The sequence below is a fragment of the Nitrospira defluvii genome (assembly GCF_905220995.1).
GTDB lineage: Bacteria > Nitrospirota > Nitrospiria > Nitrospirales > Nitrospiraceae > Nitrospira_A > Nitrospira_A defluvii_C.
Window position 1 is genome coordinate 160,677 of sequence record NZ_CAJNBJ010000017.1, and the last position, 20,149, is coordinate 180,825.

A 20,149-nucleotide genomic window follows, 5' to 3' on the forward strand; every position below is an offset into this window, starting at 1 on the left:
GGCTCCATCTCCATGAAATTGTTTTCATGCTGCTCTAATCCGTTCCTCATGTTGCCGAATTACAGTGGGGCAGGGTGAGTCAGGAAAGACGCCCACCGGCCGCCCTTGTGAGGGCGTCGAGTGTGGCACATGGGGGGAGGCAGAGTCATGAAAGACGTGATGAGAGCTCCATCGAGAGTCGAACGCAGTGTTCAGTCTGAAGCTACCAGGCCGCTGCCACGCGGTCTCTCAGAGCTTGCCGCCAGGTTGTTCAGCGTCAATGCGGAACGCTGGCGGCGGCGGGCGCAGTTTTATGAGCGCCATCGCGACTATTTTCCACGGTTGGCCTCGAGCCCGTTTATCGATCGCTGTCGCGAGTTGGAGGCGGCGTCTCGAGAGTTCGCACGTCGGTTGTTTGCCGTGCCGCCTCAGGACGAGTTGGTGCCGGTCCGGGTGACGGTCTCGCGACTGACGTCCTCACGGATACGGTAAACCATATGCACCGTGTGATCGGATTCCAGCATTGAATCTGACCGGCTGACGGCTTACGCTACGTCAAATGGCCGTCAGCCTGTTCAGAAGGGGGAATGTATGCTGGTCTTTCGAATTGTGCTCGCGCTAGGACTGGTTGGTGTCGTCGGCTGCGCCGGCACGGCTCCGCCAGTGCGTACCAACAGCGGCGCGCATCCCCCCCAACTATCCGACGTCATTCCGCCCGATCAGCCCTTCACTCGCCATTTGGTCAACGTGGATGGCCTGCGCCTGAGTGTGCTGGAGGCGGGAACGGGCGATCCGATCGTGTTCGTGCACGGGGTCGTGACGACCAGCAATATCTTCCCCAAATACGTCGGCGCCTATGCGCCGGAGTTTCGCGGTATTGCGGTCGATTTGCGTGGCTATGGCGATTCGGAAAAGCCGCCGACCGGCTTCACGATCGAGCGGTTTGCACGCGACCTGATCGGGCTGGCCGATGCATTGGACATCAAGAAGGCGGTCTGGGTCGGCGTGTCGATGGGCGGGATGATTCTCCAACAGCTGGCCTTGGACCATCCTGAACGGGTACGGGCGCTGGTGTTGGTGTCGACCACGGACGGGGCGATGATCCTGGATAAGGACATTCCGACCATCGGGCAGTCTCGCGACTATCGCGAGGTGTCGAAGCGCATGATCGTCGATAGTTTTCCTGCCGGCACATTGGCGAAAACCTATCAGTCGCTGCTCGAACGAATTCCTACCTGGAACGGCACGGTAATTCGGGAGGCGCTCACGTCCATGTCGCAGTTCAACGTCCATGGTCGACTCTCGGCGATCACGGTGCCCACGTTGATCATGGTGGGAGCGAAAGACGATGTAGCAACCCCGGCCATTGCCATGGGGATTCAGGGGCAGATTCCCGGCGCACAGCTCGTGGAATTCAACACCGGCCATTTCATGATGGCTGAAGACCCGGACCGGTTTCGGACCGTGCTCGCGGATTTTCTCAGGCAGCTTCCGCGGTGAGGGAAATGGACGCGCTGAGCCGTCGTGCACAGCGTTCTGCGGGGATGGTATGATGCCGAACAGGTGCTCACTTTGTTGTCCTCATAGGGAGAAGAGATTATGACCATGCAGCTATCGCGTCACATCGTCGGGATTGCGTTGGGGCTTGTGTTGTGTGCAGGGACCGGCCTGGCGGCCGAGCCTGCAGACGTGGAGAAATTTGTGAACGCCCGCATCGAGATCGGCGAGATGATGACGAACTATTTCAAGGGCGGGGAATCGTATGGCTCAGGCCAGCGGCCGTCGCCGGAAAAGATGAAGGAGATGGGCGACGACATTCATGCGAAGCTCAGCGCGCTCTTGTCGAAACGTGGGCTGACGGTGGAGGAATATCGGGCGCGCAGCAAAGACGTGTTTGCCGATGAGGCTGCGGTGAATGGTTACCTGGCGGCGCATCCGGATCTCAAGACGCGGTATGACGCGTTACCATTGGGACGTATGGGTGGTGGCGGAGGCAGCACGGGACGGGGTTACTAATGGGTATGGCCCTGTGATCTTGCTGGGCTAGGCGAGCGAGGAGGCTCGACATGTCGTATGGCACGTCGAGCCTCTTTCTGTTTCGGGTGTTGAGCTGCGGCGGCTAGATCACCTGGATGATCAGGTTGGTCAGGTGTTCCATGCCGATGCAGTCGAGGATGCAGTAGGCGCGATATTGCGTGCGCCCCTTCTCGCCCGCGAGAAAGCTCACGGTCGATTCCCGGTTCATCATCCACAGCGGGCTGGTTTCCTGCTTCCAGCCGTCCTCGGCTCGGAGGGCGATCTGGTGGGTATCTCCCGCAGCCAGGCTGGTGAGGTCTTCACCGAAGACGAAGGTGATCTTCACCATCGTGTCTTTGGGGATTTGTAGCATCCGCTTTCCGCCATAGGGTTTGCCCTTCTCATCGAAGAATCCCTTTTCGCTCACGCGGACCTTGATCTCCAGCGGAGCCTTGTCTGAGCCTGCGGCATAGGTCAGCGCCGGCGCCGCCAAGGCGGCGGCAAAGGCCAAGGTGGTAAGTCCGGTGGCGAATCGCTTTACGATCTCCTTCATGGTCCTGATCTCCTGTATGCAGACCGGCTGGTTCAGCCGGCCCTTCCCTGGTCGGGATCGACGTTGGTGAACTGTTGTGGAGGACGAGAGCGGAGTGGGTTATTCAGTACGATGCGGACTGTGTTCCCGAACGCTTCGCCTGCTGTATTGACCTTAGCACAGCATCGCCGGTTGGCAAGTTCTTTCACCGGAGCAGCAGGCGCGGGAGGTAGGAAAAAAGGAGAGGGTTCGACTCAGGGTATACCCTGGTGAAGCAGGGCCCTGGCGTCTGCGATCGGAAGTTCTCGCCAGGCGCCTGGTTGGAGATCGCCCAACGTGAAGGGGCCATAACGAATCCGGCGCAGCCTGGTCACTTCATGGCCGAGGGCGTTGAAGAGGCGCCGGATTTCGCGGTTCTTGCCTTCGGTCAGTGTGACTGCTAGGTGAGATTCGCGACCGGAATGTTTCTGAATCGTCACTGCGGCGCACCGTAAGTACTCGCCGTCATCTTCTAGTCCATCGATGGCCGCTTGCCGCACCTGGTCCGTGACGTTTCCACGTACGGTGACGAGATACTCGCGCGGGATCTTGTGCCTCGGGTCGGTAAGAAAACTGGAGAGGGTGGAGACATTGGTGAGGAGGAGCAGTCCGCTGGTCGCTTGGTCAAGCCGCCCCACCGCGTGCAGGCGTTTCATCTCCGGAGGGAGCACGTCGAAGATTGTCCGGCGTCCCTGTTCGTCGTGATGCGTGGTGACGCAGCCCTTTGGCTTGTGAAAGAGAACGAAGCGCGGCGGACTCTGTTGCAGCGGCTGCTCATCGAGCGCGACGGCATCACCGGGCCATTCGACCCAGGTGTCCGGCTGGCGCACGATGCGTTGATTGATACGGACACGTCCGGCCCTAATCCACTCCTGCGCTTGTTTTCGGCTGGCGATGCCGAGTTTCGACAGAAGACGGTCCAGCGTGACGCGTGGGGTCTCGCCTCTGGACGCAGATGCTGCCCGGCCGGTCGAGGTTGCCTGAGGCGCTCCAGCCTCTCGTGGCGGCGAAGGCTTTCTGCTGGGTGGCGGTGCCATGGCGTGACTCTACACGGACGTCCAATGAAAAGCAGCAGGGGAGTGGTGAGAGACGGCTGCATGTCATGAGCACCGATGGTATGATGCCGATGGTGGTGGTCTCGGTCTTCGATGCGGAATCAAAGGACGGATGATGCTGAACTATCTGATGATGATCATGGGGGCGATTCTGTTGATCGGTGGGCCCGCTTCGGCGGAGTGGGTGCTGATCGGCGGCACGCATAAGTATGACGGGTATGTCGATATGGCCACGATCGGGCCGAGCGGCAAGACCGTTACGTTTTGGACATTGAAAGACTTTAAAGTCGATCGGCAGATTCCGCAGGGGACCTATCGGTCGGTGAAGGTCAAGAAGCAAATCGACTGCGACGCCCGGAAGAGCCGGCCGCTGCAGACGAAGTATTATGCCGGGCAGATGGCAAAGGGCCGTCCCATGCAGGCAGGGAAGGCGACGTGGGAATGGTCGCGAGTCACGCCGGGGAGTGACGGCGAGGCAGAGTTCAAGATTGCCTGCAAGAAGGGATAGCGGCCTGCGACGAGGCGACGCGCGGGGCCTGAAGTCCGGCGCCGCCTCTGTTTAGAATAGCGCCCACCATGTCTGTCACGCCACGCGTCATCATCATCGGTGCCGGGCTCGCCGGGTTGGCCTGTGCCCGTGTGTTGGTTAAGCGTGGCTTGGCCTGTACCATCCTTGAAGCCTCTGACGATATCGGCGGCCGGGTTCGCACCGATCGTGTCGACGGGTTTCAGCTCGATCGCGGATTCCAGGTCTTTCTGAGCGGCTATCCAGAAGCCACAGCGGTGCTGGACTATTCCGCCCTCCGATTACAGGCCTTTCACCCCGGTGCGTTGGTTCGCTACGCCGGTCGCTTCCATCGCCTCAGTGATCCATTTCGCCGTCCGCAGGATGTGCTGGCCACGGTGATGAATCCCGTCGGCTCGCTGCGTGACAAACTGACCGTGCTCAGCTTGCGGCAGGACGCATTGCACCGACAGCTGTCTGCGCGCGCAAGTGGAGTGTCGCATAGCACGCTGGAAGCCTTGCAGGCATACGGATTCTCGCCAGCCATCCAGGAGCGGTTTTTCCGCCCGTTTCTCGGCGGGGTCTTTCTCGACCAGTCGTTGTCGACGCCGTGTGGAGTCTTCGAGCAGGTGTGGGCGGCGTTTTCGCGCGGAGCCATTGCGTTGCCGCAGGAAGGGATGGGCGCGATCGCCCGGCAACTAGCCGACGGGATTCCCGACGGGACCGTTCGGCTGCGCGCGCCAGTGGCTCGCCTCGATGGAGGCCGTGTCGTGCTCGCGTCCGGTGAACGACTGGATGCGGACGCCCTCGTGCTGGCGACCGACTTTTCGACGGCCGCGGCGCTACGCGGTGAGCCGGTTCCGACCGATCCTGGTCGTCAATCGATCTCGCTCTATTTCGATGCGCCTGCGCCGCCGGTGCGAGGCCCATGGCTGATGGTCAACGGAGACGGTCAGGGACCGATCGGCACGGCATCGGTGTTAAGCGAGGTGGCATCGAGCTATGCGCCGGCGAGACGGGCCTTGGTGGCCGTGAGCCTGGCCAACCAGGCTGCCTCGGATAGTCCCGAGCTGCTTGCCGCCGTCCGGCGACAAGCGCGCGACTGGTTTGGCGGGCAGGTGGAGACTTGGCGACATCTGCGGACCGATCGTATTATGCGGGCTTTGCCGCCGCTCTCGCTCCTTGCGGGAAGGAACGGGGAGAGCCAACCTCGGCTGCGACGCGGTCTGTATCACTGCGGTGACTATTGCGCCTCCGGGACGCTTGATGGGGCGTTGCGCTCCGGGCGTCACGCCGCCGAGGCGATCCTTGCCGACTTCAAAACGTTGTGAGGGGGAGCCTGTATGACGGAGAGGAGACTGTGGGGTGCAATCCTTGCGGCAGTGATGGTGTTGCTCTGTGGTTGGATGCCGTTCGCCTTGACCGATCCCGCCTCCGATAATCAGCTCCAGACCCTCGCCGGCCAGGGAGACGCGAACGCGCAGTGGATGTTGGGGCAGGCCTTGCTCACCGGCAGCCTGGGTACGACCGACGAGAATGAAGCCGTCCGCTGGTTCCAACTCGCGGCGGATCAGGGGCATGCGTTGGCCCAGCGTGATTTGGGTATGCTGTACGAGCAGGGGCAGGGTGTCACACAGGATAGGCTGGAAGCCTTTTTCTGGTATTCGCTGGCCAGTCGTCAGGACAGCGGGCGGGCCAGACTCCGCCGCGATGCCTTGGCTGGAATGCTCACGCCGGACCAGCGCGAGGCCATCGCTACGCGTATGAAAGCTTGGCGACCCAGGAAATAGGCCGGCGACGCAGGACGTGATCAGCCAGAGGTCTTCCGCCTGAAGAGGTCCGTGCTGAGTGACTGAATACGGTCGAGAAACAGCAGGCCGTTCAGATGGTCCACCTCGTGCTGAAACGCCAGCGCTTCGAATCCCGAGGTGGTGAGCGTCACGACCCGGCCATCGAGCGCGAGGCCTTCCACCACCGCCTGTTCATGCCGCAGGACATTGCCGGTATAGTCCGGCACGCTCAAGCAGCCTTCCCGCAGAATCTTCCGCCCTTCCAACGAAAGTATGACGGGGTTGACCATCACAATCAGCCCATGCCCCTTCTCGCCTTTTTTGCGCGACACATCCACGACGATCACGCGCACGGCATAGCCGATCTGCGGCGCGGCCAGCGCGACGCCAGGCGAAGCGGCGAGGGTATCGAGTAGGTCTTTCGCCACGGCCTGCGTCGCCGGATCGGAGGGCATAACGGCGGTGCTTGCTGTTTTTAATGTCGGATGGGGGTAGTGCAGGATGGAACGGATCGCCACGATCAGAACGTCACACTGTCGAGCGGGCGGAACGTGAGGTCCACACCCAACAGCGGCTTGAGTGCCTCCAGCGCCTGCTTGAGTTGATCCGCTTGTCGGTCCTGCGGGAGCTGAATCTCCAGCACCATGACGTAGACGGGCACCTCACCCGAGCCGATCACGCGGGTATTCATATCGGTGATGTTGCCGCCTTGCTCCGCCACGGTACGCGCGACTTGCGCCACAATGCCGGGGTGGTCGGCGCCGTAGACCGATAACATGAAGGTCGGCAACTCCGGCATGTGGAGACGGAGTGCAGCCTGATCGGGAAGCGCTCTACAGAGCACGGCAAGGTCCAGCGAGCGTGTCGAAGCCGTGAGTCGATGGCCCAGCGCTTCGGCGTCGAGTCCCTGCGGCAGGCGGACCATGAGCATCATGGTGAACTCGCCCCGGAGTCTGGTCATGCAGCTGTCTTCGATATTGCATCCAAGTTGATAGAGGCTGTCGGCCATAAGGGCGACGATGCCGGGTCGGTCTTGACCGAAGGCGGTGACGATGGCGAACTGGTCCATGTGAGGCTCGTAGTCTGACGGATGGGATGCGTGTGGCGTAGCATGCGGGAATCGGTAAGGAATCGCAAGTGGGGAGGCCGCGCGTGAGAAACACGTCTTGCTGTATGCCTACGTGCGTCGCTTGGTCCGGTTGGTCGGTTGCGCGCTGAGCGGATCGTCCGGCCAATGGTGGCGTGGATAACGACCGCGTAATTCCTTCTTTACATCCTGATAGACCGAGCGCCAAAAACTCGCGAGGTCTTTGGTCACTTGCACAGGTCTGCCGGCCGGTGACAGGAGATGCGCCATCACCGGCACCCTGCCTCCCGCGATCCTCGGCGTCTCCTGACAGCCGAACATTTCCTGCAGTCGTACAGCCAGCACGGGCGATTCACCCTGTTCGTAATCCAGCCGGACATGCGACCCGCTCGGCACGGTGATGTGCGTCGGCGCGAGTCGGGGTAGCTCCTGGCGTTGTTGCCAGGTCAACAGACTGTCGAGCGGGGCCTGCAGGTCCAGGCGACGTAGTTGCGCCAGGCTGGTGACTCCGGTCAGGAACGGCCCCAGCCACTGTTCCAGGTTTTTCGTGAGCGCCTCGTCGGAGAGATCGGGCCAGGTCGGATCGATGCGGTGGAGCAGGGCAATGCGTGCCCGCCATTGTTGCTGCTCCTTGGTCCAGGACAGCGCGGCGAGCCCGGCGCGACGAAGGCCGAGGAGCAGGGCGGCAGTGACGTGGGTTGGATCCGGCTCGTGGGCGGCGCGATCCTCAAGGATCAATTGGCCCCAGCGCCGCTGGCGTCGGGCACGGACTGATTCGGAGCGGTCATCCCATTCCAACAGGTCCACAGAGCAGATTTGCTCCGCGCAGTAACGCTCGAGATCTTGGAGGCGGACCGGCGCGGCAGCGAGAATGCGTGCCCAATCGCCCGTGCCGTCAAGCTGCGCCACGACGAGGTAGTCTTCCTGCGACAGCCCCTGCTGTCCTTGGAGCGCCGCGCCGCGCCCGTTGGCCAAGCGGTATCGTCCGTCGCTGCCGGCGAGTCGTTGTGCCACGCGATCCGGGTAGGCGAAGGACAGCAGGATGCCGAGGTGCTCGATGCCGTCACCGGATGGTGCGCCCAGCTGGAGTTGTCGTCGCCATTGCTCCGACGCGCGTCGAACCCGTTCACGGCCTGTCCGGTTGATGGTGGCGCCGGCGAGGTGTTCCTTGTTGCCGTGCAGCGTTTCCATGCGCAGCCGAAGGTCGACATTGCGCCAACCAGGACCGCCTTGCAGGATGTCGCGTTCGCTGAGGAGCGCGGCGAGGTCGCAGGCCCAGGAGCCGAATCCCAACGGTACGGCGGCGACCATCATGTGAGCCAGCCGCGGGTGTACCGTGACGTGGGCCAACCGGCGGCCATGTGCCGTCAGCGTGCCCTGCGCATCGAGTGCGCCCAATTGCCGGAGGAGATCACGCGCCTGCGCCAATGCCCCGGCCGGTGGAGGATTGAGCCAGGAGAGTTCGTTCGCATCGAGCACGCCCCATTCCGCCAGATCCAGCGCGAGCGGTGCGAGGTCCGCCTCAAGTATCTCCGGCGGCCGACGCGGGAGCAGGGCCTGATGCTCGGCGTTGCTCCAGAGGCGGTAGCAGGTGCCAGGCTCCAAGCGTCCGGCACGTCCGCGACGTTGGTCGGCAGCGTCTTGCGTCACGCGAATGGTGTCGAGCCTGGTGAGTCCGGTGCGCGGATCGAAACGTGGAACACGCATCAAGCCCGCATCGATGACGACGCGTACGCCTTCGATGGTCAAACTGGTTTCGGCGATCGAGGTCGCCAACACGATTTTGCGATGCCCGGCCGGCGCAGGACGAATGGCCTGATCTTGCTCGGCTTGCGGAAGTTCTCCGTGCAGGGGCGCAATGATGACGTCCGGTCCCAGCTGACTCTCGCGCAGCTGCCGCTCGACGCGACGGATTTCCGCCATGCCGGGCAGGAAGATCAGCAGGCTGCCTGGTTCTTTGGCGAGTGCCAGCCTGATGCTCCGCACCACCGCCGGTTCCAGATGGCCTTCGATCGGCCGGTCGAGGTACTGCGTGGTGACGGGAAACAGCCGACCTTCGCAGGAGATGGTCGTGGCGTCGGACAAGAGAGCTGTCACGGCGGCACAGTCGAGAGTCGCCGACATGACGAGCAGGCGCAGGTCTTCGCGGAACAACCGCTGCGATTCCCTGGCGAAGGCCAGCCCAAGGTCGGCCTGCAGGCTGCGTTCATGGAACTCATCGAAGATCACCAGTCCGTACCCGGCCAGCGACGGGTCCTGTTGCAGGAGACGCGTGAGGATGCCTTCCGTGACGACCTCGATGCGGGTGGCCGGGCTCACCTTGGATTCGTGCCGGATGCGATAGCCGACGGTTCGTCCGACCGGCTCGCCGAGGTGTGCAGCCATATAGGTGGCGGCGGCGCGGGCGGCCAGGCGGCGTGGTTCCAGCATGATCACCTTCTGTCCAGCCAGCCAGGGCTCGTCGAGCAGGGCCAGCGGAACGCGGGTGGTCTTGCCCGCGCCCGGTTGTGCGGTCAGGAGGGCCGAACGTCCGGTGGCGAGCCGCTCGCGCAGAGTGGGAATCGCCTCTTCTATTGGTAATCGGTCCATGATAGGGTGCCCGCTGCGAGTCAGCTGGAGGACGACTGTACCAGAAACGGGACCGGCCCGCCGAGGGCGAATCGATGGTCCGGCAGCAGCGAGGAGCGCAAGACACGATGCAACGATTGATCTGGACGAGCGACAAGCCGACACAGGCGGGCTGGTATTGGTGGCGGGCCACCGGGGAGGAGATGGATCCGCTCATTCTGTTCGTCGATGAGGTGGGATATTTTCAATGGCCTGATGGCGCATCCCAGGAAGTCGGCCTGACCAAGGGCGAATGGGCCGGTCCGCTCACGCCGCCGAGTGAGAGCTGACCAGGGCCATGATGACCATTCCTCAGACCTGTGAGCAGGCGCTGCTTGAGCGGTTTCTTCGGGCCGAGGCCATGGCCTTGTGGGCGGTCCGGTCGGCCCAGACCCAACAGCTTCCTCGCCATGTGCAGACATTTCTCGCCCGTCATGAGACGGATGAGCAGGACCACCTTCGGCAGTTCGAAAGCATGCTCGGGACCCTGTCGCAACGGCCGGCGACGTTGCCGACGGTGCCCTCACAGTGGGAAATGCTGGCGGTCTTGTTGTTCGGGTATGAGGCGCTGGGGCTGGAATTCGCCGCGCTGCTGGCCGGCATCAGGCCGGATCTGTCGGACATTTTGGACGATGAGCTGGTGCATGTCGGATTCTTCGAAAAAGAACTGGCGACGATTCTGGCTGGCGGCGGGATTGGTGCGCAGCAGGCGCGAGAAGCCGCACGCAGCTGGTGGAAGAAGTTGCCGCGCACGGTGGATCGATACCTGCGTGACCCAGCCCTGACTCCTTACCGATCTGAGCTTCGCGACCACATCCTATCCGCAATCGGGCAGCGCTTCGTCGCGCTCGGATTGCTCACCGAGGCCACAGTCCCGACGGCACAGTGACGTCTGATCCGGTCCGGGGACCGTGTCGGGTGATCCAGAGACCACCCGACACGGCCGTCGTTCTCGCCTTCCGCTAGAACTGCAAATTGCCGTTGATCGCCGCCAACACCTGATTCTTGTTCAGGCCGTCGTTGAAGGGCTGTCGTTGCCCGTCAAACCAATCGGCGCGCACTTCCGGACGAATCAGCACGTTGGGGTGCGGTCGGTAATTGAGGCCGACGCTGACGGAATAGAAGGACCCGGCAAAGGGCCCGAGATTCGGGTTGTCGCGCACCGGGTTGCCGCCTACACGGGTGCCGGCCTCGTCGCGCATCCACTCGAAGCGAAGTCCTGCCCGCCACTGATCGGTGAGGGCATAGTAGAGGTAGTTGTCGATCCCGTACCAGCGTGCGGTCCCGCCATCGAGCTTGCCCTGATTTTGATACGCGTAGTGGTGGTGGAAGACATATTCCCACCGCTCCGCCGGATGCAGCGTGAAGATGGCGCTGTAGCGGGTACGGGTTTCGAATCGTGTCGCTACGGCGCTCGGTTCGTTGCCTGTCACCATCGCGAGCGACAGGGACCAGAAATCGTTGGGTGCGCTGTACTTGATGCTCGCGAGACCTGTCGTACTATCCTTGTCCCGATCCAGCGAATCCCACCCGTTGACCACTCCGCCCTGCAGCGTGACCCGGTCGTTCACATGCCATGTCGCCAGTCCACCCCAATGGGTGAACGGTCCGGCGAATTGATAGGCGTAAGACTTGGAATAGAAGAAGTTGTTGATGGATGGTACGCCTTCATACCCGATAATTGTGTAGAAGTGTCCCACCTTGACGGAGAAGGTTTGGTTGCCGATTTCTGCATAGGCTTGGGGCATTGCCAGTCCGTAATGTTGCCCTTGCGCGTTCCAGCGTTGTCCGCCGTTCTCCCGCCGCTCGACTCCGTTACTCTGCGTGAGGAAGTAATCATAGCCGTACATAAAGTCGAGACGTCCGCCGATGCCCCAGTTGCTGCCCGTAGCCGTCAACGGCTTCTCGACGATCATATACAACTGGTTAAGGACCGGAATATCACGGTCGATCGCGTTGTATGGCCCGTTGAAATTGCTGCTCGGGCTGCTGGCGTTGTAGGTGTAGCCGCCGTCGACCCAACCCCGGATGCGCAGGAAGCCATCCTGTGGCAGAAAGCGGCGGATGCCTTTCTCGTCCACGTGCCAGAGGGCGTCGGTCCACAGCGGCTCGGTGGCAGGACTTACTCCCGGGCCAGACGTTTGCGCAGAGATGACGGGCGCGGACAGGTCGCCCAACGGCAATCCGGTGGGCAACGACTGTGCGTGTGCGGAACCGGTGCCGCCGCCGACCGCGAGGATCACTGCCATCATGAACCTATTCACGTGCTTCTTCGACATACCGCTACAGACCTCCTGTGAAAAACTGCAGTGCCTAATGCGTGAGAGAGCCGGGTGTGGTGCGGGTGTCCCCGGCGATGGTCGATTCATGCTGATCGATGAGGGGGCACATGCCGCACGTCAGCGGGCGGGAGTCTAGCAAGTCGCGGGACGTCAGAAAATCGGGGAAACCTTGTAGGCTGTCGATGTGTTGGGAAGGATGCGGATGCGAAGAATAAACCCCGGCTGCAGTTCAGCGAGGAGGAAGCGTGAGATGAACAGGACTGAGGGTTAGGTGGCAACCGGCACGAGTCCGCCGACGACGCCGATCTTGCGGAACTTCTGATCGCGTTGCTCAATGAGTTGATCCGTCGGCAGCTCCGCCAGGGCATAAAGCTGATTGGCGAGGGCCTTGGCGACCCGGTCGCACATGGCCCGTGGCTCGCGGTGTGCGCCGCCGAGTGGTTCGGGAATGACTTCATCTACAATGCCGAGCCCGACGAGGTCTTGCGCGGTCATGCGCAGCGAGGCCGCTGCATCCGGCACCTTTGCCGGATCGTCGTAGAGAATCGCGGCGCAGCCTTCGGGAGAAATGACGGAGTACACGGAATGTTCCAGCATGAGAATCCGGTCGCTCACGCCCAGGGCCAGGGCGCCGCCGCTGCCGCCTTCTCCGATCACGACGGAAATGATGGGGACGCTCAGGCGCGACATGACGAACAGGTTACGGGCGATCGCTTCAGCCTGACCCCGTTCTTCCGCGCCGATGCCGGGATAGGCGCCGGGGGTGTCGATTAACGTGATGATGGGGCGGCCGAACTTTTCCGCCAGGCGCATGAGCCGCAAGGCTTTGCGATATCCCTCGGGATTGGGCATGCCGAAATTCCGCTGCATGCGTTCCTTGAGGGTTTTTCCCTTCTGATGGCCGATGATCATGACCGAGCGATCGTTAAAACGGGCGAACCCGCCGATAATGGCGCGATCGTCGCCAAAGTTGCGATCACCATGGAGTTCCAGAAATTCGCGGGAGAGTTCGTTGATATAGTCGAGCGTAGTGGGCCGTTGGGGATGACGGGCCAACTGGGTCCGTTGCCAGGGTGTCAGGTTGGTGTAGAGCTGATGCTCGACCTGGGCGAGTTTGGTCCGCAGCTTGCGGATTTCGTCCTGGGTTCCGGATTTTGGTGACTCAGCGGAAGCCAGCTTCTCGATTTTTTCTTCGAGTTCGCGGATCGGTTTTTCAAAGTCGAGGTAGTCTCTCATACTCCTGAACTCCCTTACGGGTGTTGCCTAGGTTCGCCTAGGTTACCAAAGTGATGGCGCCTTTGCCCAGCACTTCCTCGATATCGGCGACGAAGTGTTCGCTGGGACTGATTTTGACGTTGGGCAGGGGAGAGGTGCGGGCTTCGATGGTGCCGCCAAGCGCCATGATCAGCGACACGGTCGAAGAACCGGGGTATTTCTGGAATACCTGCCGAAGCATTGGCAGCCTGGTTGACGCCGAGGGACTGTCGTGCAGGCGAATCATCACCCGCGAGATCCCTTTGTTCTGCAGTTCGGCCAACGGTTCTATCTTCGTCCCACGTAACTTGGTGCCCTTGTCTCCGCGATCGACGGTACCCGTCAATCGCACGACCTGTTCCGGCACGATCATGTCGGCATGGTCTCGGTAGAGATCAGGGAACGCTATCACTTCTATCACGCCGTGTAAATCCTCAAGTGTGATGTAGGCCATGCGATCGCCCTTTTTGGTCAGCATGGATTTCACCGCGGTGATGATGCCGCACAGTTTGACTTCGCGGCCGTCCGGCACATCGGCGACCTGCGTGCTCGTCGTGTTCGCGAAGAGCTGGATGGCGGCCTCGTAGCGAGCGAGCGGATGGGCGCTGATATAAAAGCCGGTCAGCTCGCGCTCATACTTCAACAGTTCGCCTTGGCTCCACTCAGGAACATCTGGGAGGGCCGGATCGGCAAGCGGTTGCGGCAGGCCGGCCGTGTCGTCGCCGAAGATGCTGGTTTGGCCGACCGCCCGTTCCTTTTGAATGCTCACGCCTTCGTCCATCGCCTGATCGAGCACCGCCAGATATTGTGAGCGGCGTCCACCCATGGAGTCGAACGCCCCTGTCTTGATCAGGCCTTCCATCATGCGCTTGTTCAGCTTGCGGAGATCGACGCGGCGGAACAGATCGAAGAAGGAACGGAACGGGCCCCCTTCCTTGCGCGCCTCGATGACCGCCTCCACGGCGCCTTCGCCGACGTTCTTGATGGCGGCCAGACCGAACCGGATGCTCTTGTCGACGACGGCAAAGTCCTTCTGGCTTTGATTCACGTCCGGGGGCAGTACGGGAATACCGAGCCCGCGGCACTCCGTGAAGTAGCCGACGATCTTGTCGGCGTTGCCCATGTCGGTCGTCATCAGGGCCGCCATGAACTCGGTCGGGTAGTGCGCCTTGAGATAGGCCGTGTGGTAGCAGACCACTGCATAGGCGGCGGCGTGCGACTTGTTGAATCCATAGCCGGCAAATTTCTGAATCAATTCGTAGAGCTTGTCGGCCTTCTTCTCCGGAATTTTTTTCTGCTTCGCGCCTTCCAAGAATTGGACGCGGAGCTTTTCCATTTCCTCCGGTTTTTTCTTTCCCATGGCGCGACGGAGAATGTCGGCTTGTCCGAGGGAGAACCCGGCCACCTTGTTGGCGATGGCCATGACCTGCTCCTGGTAGACGATGACGCCGTACGTGTCCTTCAGGATCGGCTCGAGTTCGGGCATCTCGTAAGCGATCGGAATCTTGCCCTGTTTGCGCTTGATAAAATCCGGGATGAGGTCCATGGGGCCCGGACGATAGAGCGCGATGATGGCGATGATGTCCTCGAACCGGTCGGGTTTGAGCCCCATCAGCAGGTCGCGCATGCCGGAGCTTTCCAACTGGAACACGCCGGTGGTTTTGCCGGAGGAGAGGAGCGCAAAGGTCTCCGGATCGTCGAAGGGTAATTGTTCGACCCGCAGCGGCGGCTGGTCCGGACGACCCTGGTTCACGAGGGACTCGGCCCGCTGAATCATGGTCAGCGTCTTCAGCCCGAGAAAGTCGAATTTCACCAGACCGATTTTTTCGACGTCGCCCATGGAATATTGGGTGACGATTTCGTCCTTGGGACCTTTGTAGAGCGGGACATGCTCCGTGAGCGGCTGATCGGAGATCACAATGCCGGCTGCGTGCGTGGAGGCGTGGCGTGCCAGACCTTCGAGCGACTGGGCCACCGACATGAGTTCCTTCACCTTCACATCTTTGTCCACGAGTTCTTTGAGCCGCGGTTCCTGTTCGAGCGCCTTGTCGAGCGTCATCTTCAAATCGTCGGGGACGAGTTTGGCGATCCGGTCGACTTCGGCATAGGGCATTTCGAGCACCCGGCCCACATCGCGAATGGCGGCTTTGGCCTTCATGGTTCCGAACGTGATGATTTGCGCGACGTGGTCTTCGCCGTATTTGTGAATGACGTAGTTGATGACCTCATCCCGGCGGTCCATGCAGAAGTCCATGTCGATGTCGGGGAGAGACACGCGCTCGGGGTTCAAGAACCGCTCGAACAGCAGTGAGTAGACCAGCGGATCGAGGTCGGTGATGCGCAGGGCATAGGCGACGAGGCTGCCGGCGGCGGAGCCGCGTCCCGGTCCCACGGGGATGCCGCGTGAGCGAGCGAACTTGATGATGTCCCACACGATGAGAAAATAGCCGGCGAATCCCATCGAGCAGATCACCGCGATTTCTTCTTTCAGGCGGACCTGATAGGCGAGCTCGGGTATGGAGCTCGGGCGTTCCTTGAGGCGCGCCGCCAGGCCTTCCATCGCGAGTTGTTCGACGTAGGTTTCTCGGGTGTATCCTTCCGGTACTTTGAACTGGGGCAGATAAGTCTTGTTGAGCGCCAGTTCGAGGGTGCAGGCTTCGGCGATCTTGACGGTGTTGGACACGGCCGTCGGCATTTCTTTGAACTCGACTAGCGCCTGCTCGGTGGATTTCACGTAGAGCTGGTCCGTATCGAACTTCATGCGGTTGGGATCGTTGATCGTTTTTCCGGTTTGCAAGCACAACATGAGGTCGTGCGGACGCGAGTCTTCTTTTTTGAGGTAGTGACAGTCGTTGGTGCCGGCGAGGGGAATGCCGAGTTTCTTATGGATGTCGAGCAGGCCGTCGTTGGCAATGCGCTGGTGTTCCAGCCCGTTGGCCTGCAGTTCGAGATAATAGTTGTCCTTGCCGAAAATCTCGCGATACTCGCCCGCCGCCTTGGTGGCACCGGCCAGATCTTTCTGTCCGATGAGATAGGCGACTTCACCGCTCAGGCAACCAGAGAGGCCGATGAGACCTTCGTGATGCTGTTGCAAAATTTCCTTATCCATTCGCGGCTTATAGTAGAAACCTTCAAGATACGCTTTGCTCACCAGCTTGATAAGATTCTGGTATCCCTTGAGGTTTGTCGCGAGCAGAATCAGGTGGTAGTAGTCGTTGTGCGCGAGGTGTGAATTTTTCTCCAGCCGGCTGCCCGGTGCCATGTAGGCTTCGCACCCGATGATGGGTTTGACGCCGGCTTCCTTGGCTTTCCGGTAAAACTCCACCGCCCCGAACATGTTGCCGTGATCGGTCATCGCGACGGCCGGTTGCCCGAACGACTTCACCTGTTGCATCAGGGGGTCGATCTGATTGGCGCCGTCGAGAAGGCTGTATTGGGTGTGGAGGTGGAGATGAACGAATTGTGATGCCACGGGATCCGATTGTAGTGAGGGGGAAAGTTTAAGTCAAACAGAGGGGGGGCGGGTGGTGTGAGGCCCTCCTGAAAGACACTGCCGGCTCACCATCTCGCCGGCGCGCGCAAACCTGACGCTCATTATTCTTCGCGTCGCGCACCTCGCGCAACGCGCGGCCTCAGAAGGCCCTCGTTGGACGCGCGCAATTGGGAGGCCCTCACATCACCCTTCGTGGGTAAAACATGAGCGGTGGCAGAATACCTTTTTGGGCCCGCGAGCAGGGAGCCTCCCCCGATCACCCTCTTCCCTCATTCTCTCCATTGACAGTTGCCTTTCTCAAGACTAGCCTGTCGCTGATTTTGCGTCGGTGGGGATTGTCGGCGTGTCACTCTTCAAGATCAAAGTCTCGACACCATCCGGCTGGTGAACAGGTCGTTTCAATGGCGGATCCAAAAGACGAGAAACCGAAGCTGCCGCTGGCTGCGTTACTGGCCCTGTTGCTGGCAGCGGTGAGCAGTCTGATCATCTATCAGGTGCCCATCAAAACTTCGCGACCCATTGATAAGGAGGCGGAAAAGTCTGCCTCGGTCGTCCGGGACCGGGTCCAGTCCCGGCTCTGGCAGGATCCGTTCGAGGCGGTGGCGACCCATATCCAAAAAGAGAAAGCCGCCGGCGAAGGGGGGCATGGGCACCATACCTCACCGGGTCTGGTGGATGGAGCTGACACGGCCAAGGGGGTATTTCGCTTCCGCTTGATGCCGGTGTTTGTCGACGGGAGTCCCTATGCCAGCGGCGTGGAGTCGAGATTGCGCGACCGGTATGCGCTGGTGTCGGCGCTCGGCGCGGCCGGGTATTTGCCGGAGTCCGGAGAATCCATCCGGTTCTTTGAATGGAAATCCACCGCGGGCGTGACCACGGTCGTCCCTGCCGAATGGTTTGTGTTGGGGCCCAGGCTCTCCAAACCGGATCAAGCGGCCGCATCGTACGAGCCGATTCTCGTCCTATGGCTTAAAGAGCAGGACCTTGGTGCGAAGCCGTTGCACGCCCTGACGAACTTGGTGAGCTATCTCAAGAAGGAGATGAACACGACCCCCTCCGCCTATCGCGTGCTGGGGCCCCGTACCTCCGGCTCACTGAGTGCCATGCTGGAGGAACTCAAGCCGAACTCCGCGGCAGGACATCCGAAAGCCGAGTGTCATGCGGTGATTCAGCCGGTCGTGTCGGCAGTGTTGAAGGGCGCCGAATTTTATTCCTCATGGGCCACAGCTGCCGACCCGGTGCTCCTGGACGAGCCTTCAGGCCGGCAGACGGACCAGCCGGTCGAGCATCGGTTCACATCCGCCTGCCTGACCGTGATCCGCACGATCGGCTCGGACGATGCACTGGCGAGCGAATTAGTGCTGGAACTACAGCGCCGGAAGATCGACCTGACTGCACCGTCGAGGATGCCTCACATCGCACTGGTCTCGGAATGGGACACCCTCTATGGCCGATCTTTGCCACGGACCTTCGTGGCGGTCGCCAATCGCCTGGCGGAAGAAGTCGCAGCGAAGGAAACCGAAGCAGCTGCACAGAAGACACCCGTTCGGACCTTGGCACAGCATATGGATGCGCTTCGTGAGGAGCAGTATCCGAACTGGGTGCACCGCTATTCGTATTTGGCCGGCCTTGATGGCGAATTGCCGCCCAAGGAGAACGGGAAGGATGCGGGCGGCGCTAAGGGCAAACCGGGCGACAAGTGGCTAGGGGGCGAAGCGGTGGTCGAGGATGTTCCTGTCGGTCGGAGCCAGCTCGATTATCTCCGTCGCTTGGTGGAGCAGTTGAAGCAGGAGGAGACCACTTCCGATGGCGAATTCAAGGCCATCGGCGTCCTGGGGAGCGACGTCTACGACAAACTCATGATCCTACAGGCGTTGCGAAAGAACTTCCCCCACGCGTTGTTCTTCACGACCGATCTCGACTCCCGATTGACTCATTCGAGCCAATTGCCGTGGACGAGAAATCTTGTGGTCGCCTCGCATTTCGGCCTCGAACTTGATCCCAGGCTGCAGACGCCCATCCCGCCGTTCCGCGACAGTTATCAAACCGCGCTTTTTTATTCAGTGCTGAGGGCGGTGGGGTATCTCCGGGTGTCGGCTGACCACGCCCGCCTGGAGCTGCCGGACCACACCGAATTTTCGACGGAGGTCTTGCCGCGTCTCTATGAAGTCGGCCGGCATGGTGCGATCGATCTCAGCCCGGATCCGGTCCATCAGTCGGATGCCCCTGCAAGTATTCATCTGCCTCGTTCCGATGTCGATCCGGCGAGCGGCGCACTGCGGTTTCCCTCGATTCGCGCAATCGGATTGCTCCTGGTGGCCGTCGGCTTGATGTTCTGCTGCGCCATCCTGATTAACAGTGAACTGTGGGCGCTGTGCCTCAGGCGTTGGGGGGGCGGGCTTCCCCTTGGTTCGCTGCTGATCGGATTGATTGCGGCCGGCTTACTCGGCAGTGCCATGTTGGACGGCACCGGCGGGGAGCCATTTTCATTCACCGACGGGATCAGCGTGTGGCCGACGGCAAGTCTACGGCTATTGGCCTTTGTGCTCTGCGTCGTCTTCTTCGCACATTCCTGGTGGCGGTTGTGGGAGAGCGATCGAACATTGACGTGGAGATTTCGCTTGCCGCGTCTTGATGCCGTGCTCTCGCGCCCATTCCGTTCTCGGATCGGCATCCATCGTTGGCTGCCGCCTCTCACTGGTCATGCGGAGGCACGGGAGCTCTGGCACGAGTATCGTCTATTAGGGGCATGGCAGGAACGAGCACGGCGTGTCGTGCCTCAGGCGGCCGTGTATGGACTGTTCGGTGTCGTATTGATGGTGCAATTTGGCTTTCCCGTCATGCCCTGTCGAGGGAATGCCTGTTTCACGCTCAACTACATCATTCTGGGTGTGAGCGTCGTCGCCATGACGCTGTTGATGTTTTATGTCGTCGATGCGACCCGCCTCTGCCGTCGGCTGATCATGATCATGATCGATACGAGGATCGAGTGGCCGCCGCGGCTGTTGGCACGGGAAGCCGCGACGCGCGAGGTGGATCACGCTTGTGTGCACGAATGGCTGGGCATTCAATTTATTGCGAAACGCACGGCGGTCATCAGCGCCATGATCTATTATCCGTTTGTGATCGTGTTCCTGATGGCGGTGGCGCGGCAGAGTTACTTCGACCGATGGGACTTTCCTGCGGGCTTGCTGGCGATCTTTACCCTCAATGCGTTGTATGCGTTCGGTAACGGTGTTTTCCTGCGTCGCTCCGCCGAGCGAGCAAAACGGGAGGCGGTGAAGCAGTTGAAGCGGCGACTCAAGGACCTGACCGACGAGCCGGTCTTCAAGTGGAAGAAGCGTCGCGAGATCGAGCGCATGGTCGAGTTGATCGAACAGACGCAGGAAGGAGCCTTTCTGCCGTTTACCCGCCATCCCTTGTTCGGTGCGATTGCGTTGCCGACGGGTGGCACCGGTCTGGTGTTCCTGCTGGAGTATCTGGCCACGTTATGGTGAGACGCCCGAGTCG

General features: G+C 61.1%; 17 protein-coding genes. 9 read left to right on the forward strand and 8 right to left on the reverse strand.

Features of this window, described 5'->3' with window-relative positions; genetic code table 11:
• Positions 1-147 precede the first annotated feature (147 nt).
• The 3 genes from KJA79_RS15870 to KJA79_RS15880 all read left to right on the forward strand — a co-directional run bounded on the left by KJA79_RS15870 (position 148) and on the right by KJA79_RS15880 (position 1,995).
• Positions 148-471 (forward strand): hypothetical protein, encoded by a 324-nt coding sequence (locus KJA79_RS15870; RefSeq protein ID WP_213043042.1) that lies wholly within the window; start codon positions 148-150, stop codon positions 469-471.
• Between the two features lie 99 nt (positions 472-570).
• Complete coding sequence (locus KJA79_RS15875) at positions 571-1,479, forward strand: alpha/beta fold hydrolase (protein WP_213043043.1); 909 nt, start codon at positions 571-573, stop codon at positions 1,477-1,479.
• 99 nt (positions 1,480-1,578) lie between these two features.
• Entirely contained in the window at positions 1,579-1,995 is a 417-nt protein-coding gene (locus tag KJA79_RS15880) for a hypothetical protein (protein WP_213043044.1), read from the forward strand.
• A 103-nt stretch (positions 1,996-2,098) separates the two neighbouring features.
• On the opposite strand, the gene KJA79_RS15885 is transcribed toward KJA79_RS15880, so the two are convergent.
• Together KJA79_RS15885 and KJA79_RS15890 are read right to left on the reverse strand one after the other, a co-directional pair.
• Positions 2,099-2,548 carry a hypothetical protein gene (locus KJA79_RS15885; protein WP_213043045.1) on the reverse strand — a complete coding sequence of 150 codons (450 nt, stop codon included), beginning with the start codon at positions 2,546-2,548 and terminating at the stop codon, positions 2,099-2,101.
• 233 nt (positions 2,549-2,781) lie between these two features.
• Positions 2,782-3,603 (reverse strand): pseudouridine synthase, encoded by an 822-nt coding sequence (locus KJA79_RS15890; RefSeq protein ID WP_213043046.1) that lies wholly within the window; start codon positions 3,601-3,603, stop codon positions 2,782-2,784.
• Between the two features lie 130 nt (positions 3,604-3,733).
• Here KJA79_RS15890 and KJA79_RS15895 point away from each other — a divergent pair, with 130 nt between their 5' ends.
• The 3 genes from KJA79_RS15895 to KJA79_RS15905 all read left to right on the forward strand — a co-directional run bounded on the left by KJA79_RS15895 (position 3,734) and on the right by KJA79_RS15905 (position 5,916).
• The gene (locus KJA79_RS15895; RefSeq protein ID WP_213043047.1) at positions 3,734-4,129 is read left to right on the forward strand and encodes a surface-adhesin E family protein; all 396 of its coding nucleotides are present in this window, start codon (positions 3,734-3,736) and stop codon (positions 4,127-4,129) included.
• Between the two features lie 68 nt (positions 4,130-4,197).
• Positions 4,198-5,457 carry an NAD(P)/FAD-dependent oxidoreductase gene (locus tag KJA79_RS15900; protein ID WP_213043048.1) on the forward strand — a complete coding sequence of 420 codons (1,260 nt, stop codon included), beginning with the start codon at positions 4,198-4,200 and terminating at the stop codon, positions 5,455-5,457.
• A gap of 12 nt (positions 5,458-5,469) precedes the next feature.
• The gene (locus KJA79_RS15905; RefSeq protein WP_213043049.1) at positions 5,470-5,916 is read left to right on the forward strand and encodes a tetratricopeptide repeat protein; all 447 of its coding nucleotides are present in this window, start codon (positions 5,470-5,472) and stop codon (positions 5,914-5,916) included.
• A 20-nt stretch (positions 5,917-5,936) separates the two neighbouring features.
• Here KJA79_RS15905 and def read toward each other — a convergent pair whose 3' ends face one another.
• From def to hrpB, 3 genes are all read right to left on the reverse strand, one after another.
• Positions 5,937-6,434 carry a peptide deformylase gene (gene def / locus KJA79_RS15910; RefSeq protein ID WP_213043050.1) on the reverse strand — a complete coding sequence of 166 codons (498 nt, stop codon included), beginning with the start codon at positions 6,432-6,434 and terminating at the stop codon, positions 5,937-5,939.
• A 2-nt stretch (positions 6,435-6,436) separates the two neighbouring features.
• Complete coding sequence (locus tag KJA79_RS15915; RefSeq protein ID WP_213043051.1) at positions 6,437-6,985, reverse strand: glycine cleavage system transcriptional repressor; 549 nt, start codon at positions 6,983-6,985, stop codon at positions 6,437-6,439.
• 108 nt (positions 6,986-7,093) lie between these two features.
• On the reverse strand, positions 7,094-9,592 hold the full coding sequence (gene hrpB, locus KJA79_RS15920) for an ATP-dependent helicase HrpB (RefSeq protein ID WP_213043052.1): 2,499 nt from the start codon (positions 9,590-9,592) through the stop codon (positions 7,094-7,096).
• Between the two features lie 107 nt (positions 9,593-9,699).
• Here hrpB and KJA79_RS15925 point away from each other — a divergent pair, with 107 nt between their 5' ends.
• Together KJA79_RS15925 and KJA79_RS15930 are read left to right on the forward strand one after the other, a co-directional pair.
• Positions 9,700-9,900, forward strand: coding sequence for a hypothetical protein (locus tag KJA79_RS15925; protein ID WP_213043053.1), 201 nt, complete (start codon positions 9,700-9,702; stop codon positions 9,898-9,900).
• Between the two features lie 8 nt (positions 9,901-9,908).
• Positions 9,909-10,499: a ferritin-like domain-containing protein gene (locus tag KJA79_RS15930; protein WP_213043054.1), complete on the forward strand. Its 591-nt coding sequence runs from the start codon at positions 9,909-9,911 to the stop codon at positions 10,497-10,499.
• A gap of 73 nt (positions 10,500-10,572) precedes the next feature.
• On the opposite strand, the gene KJA79_RS15935 is transcribed toward KJA79_RS15930, so the two are convergent.
• The 3 genes from KJA79_RS15935 to KJA79_RS15945 form a co-directional block, all read right to left on the reverse strand.
• Positions 10,573-11,889, reverse strand: coding sequence for an outer membrane beta-barrel protein (locus tag KJA79_RS15935; protein WP_213043055.1), 1,317 nt, complete (start codon positions 11,887-11,889; stop codon positions 10,573-10,575).
• A gap of 270 nt (positions 11,890-12,159) precedes the next feature.
• Positions 12,160-13,128: an acetyl-CoA carboxylase carboxyltransferase subunit alpha gene (locus KJA79_RS15940; protein WP_213043056.1), complete on the reverse strand. Its 969-nt coding sequence runs from the start codon at positions 13,126-13,128 to the stop codon at positions 12,160-12,162.
• A gap of 37 nt (positions 13,129-13,165) precedes the next feature.
• Positions 13,166-16,618 (reverse strand): DNA polymerase III subunit alpha, encoded by a 3,453-nt coding sequence (locus KJA79_RS15945; protein WP_213043057.1) that lies wholly within the window; start codon positions 16,616-16,618, stop codon positions 13,166-13,168.
• A 422-nt stretch (positions 16,619-17,040) separates the two neighbouring features.
• Between KJA79_RS15945 and KJA79_RS15950 the strand changes: the two genes are divergently transcribed.
• Positions 17,041-20,136, forward strand: coding sequence for a hypothetical protein (locus KJA79_RS15950; RefSeq protein WP_213043058.1), 3,096 nt, complete (start codon positions 17,041-17,043; stop codon positions 20,134-20,136).
• Positions 20,137-20,149 lie beyond the last annotated feature (13 nt).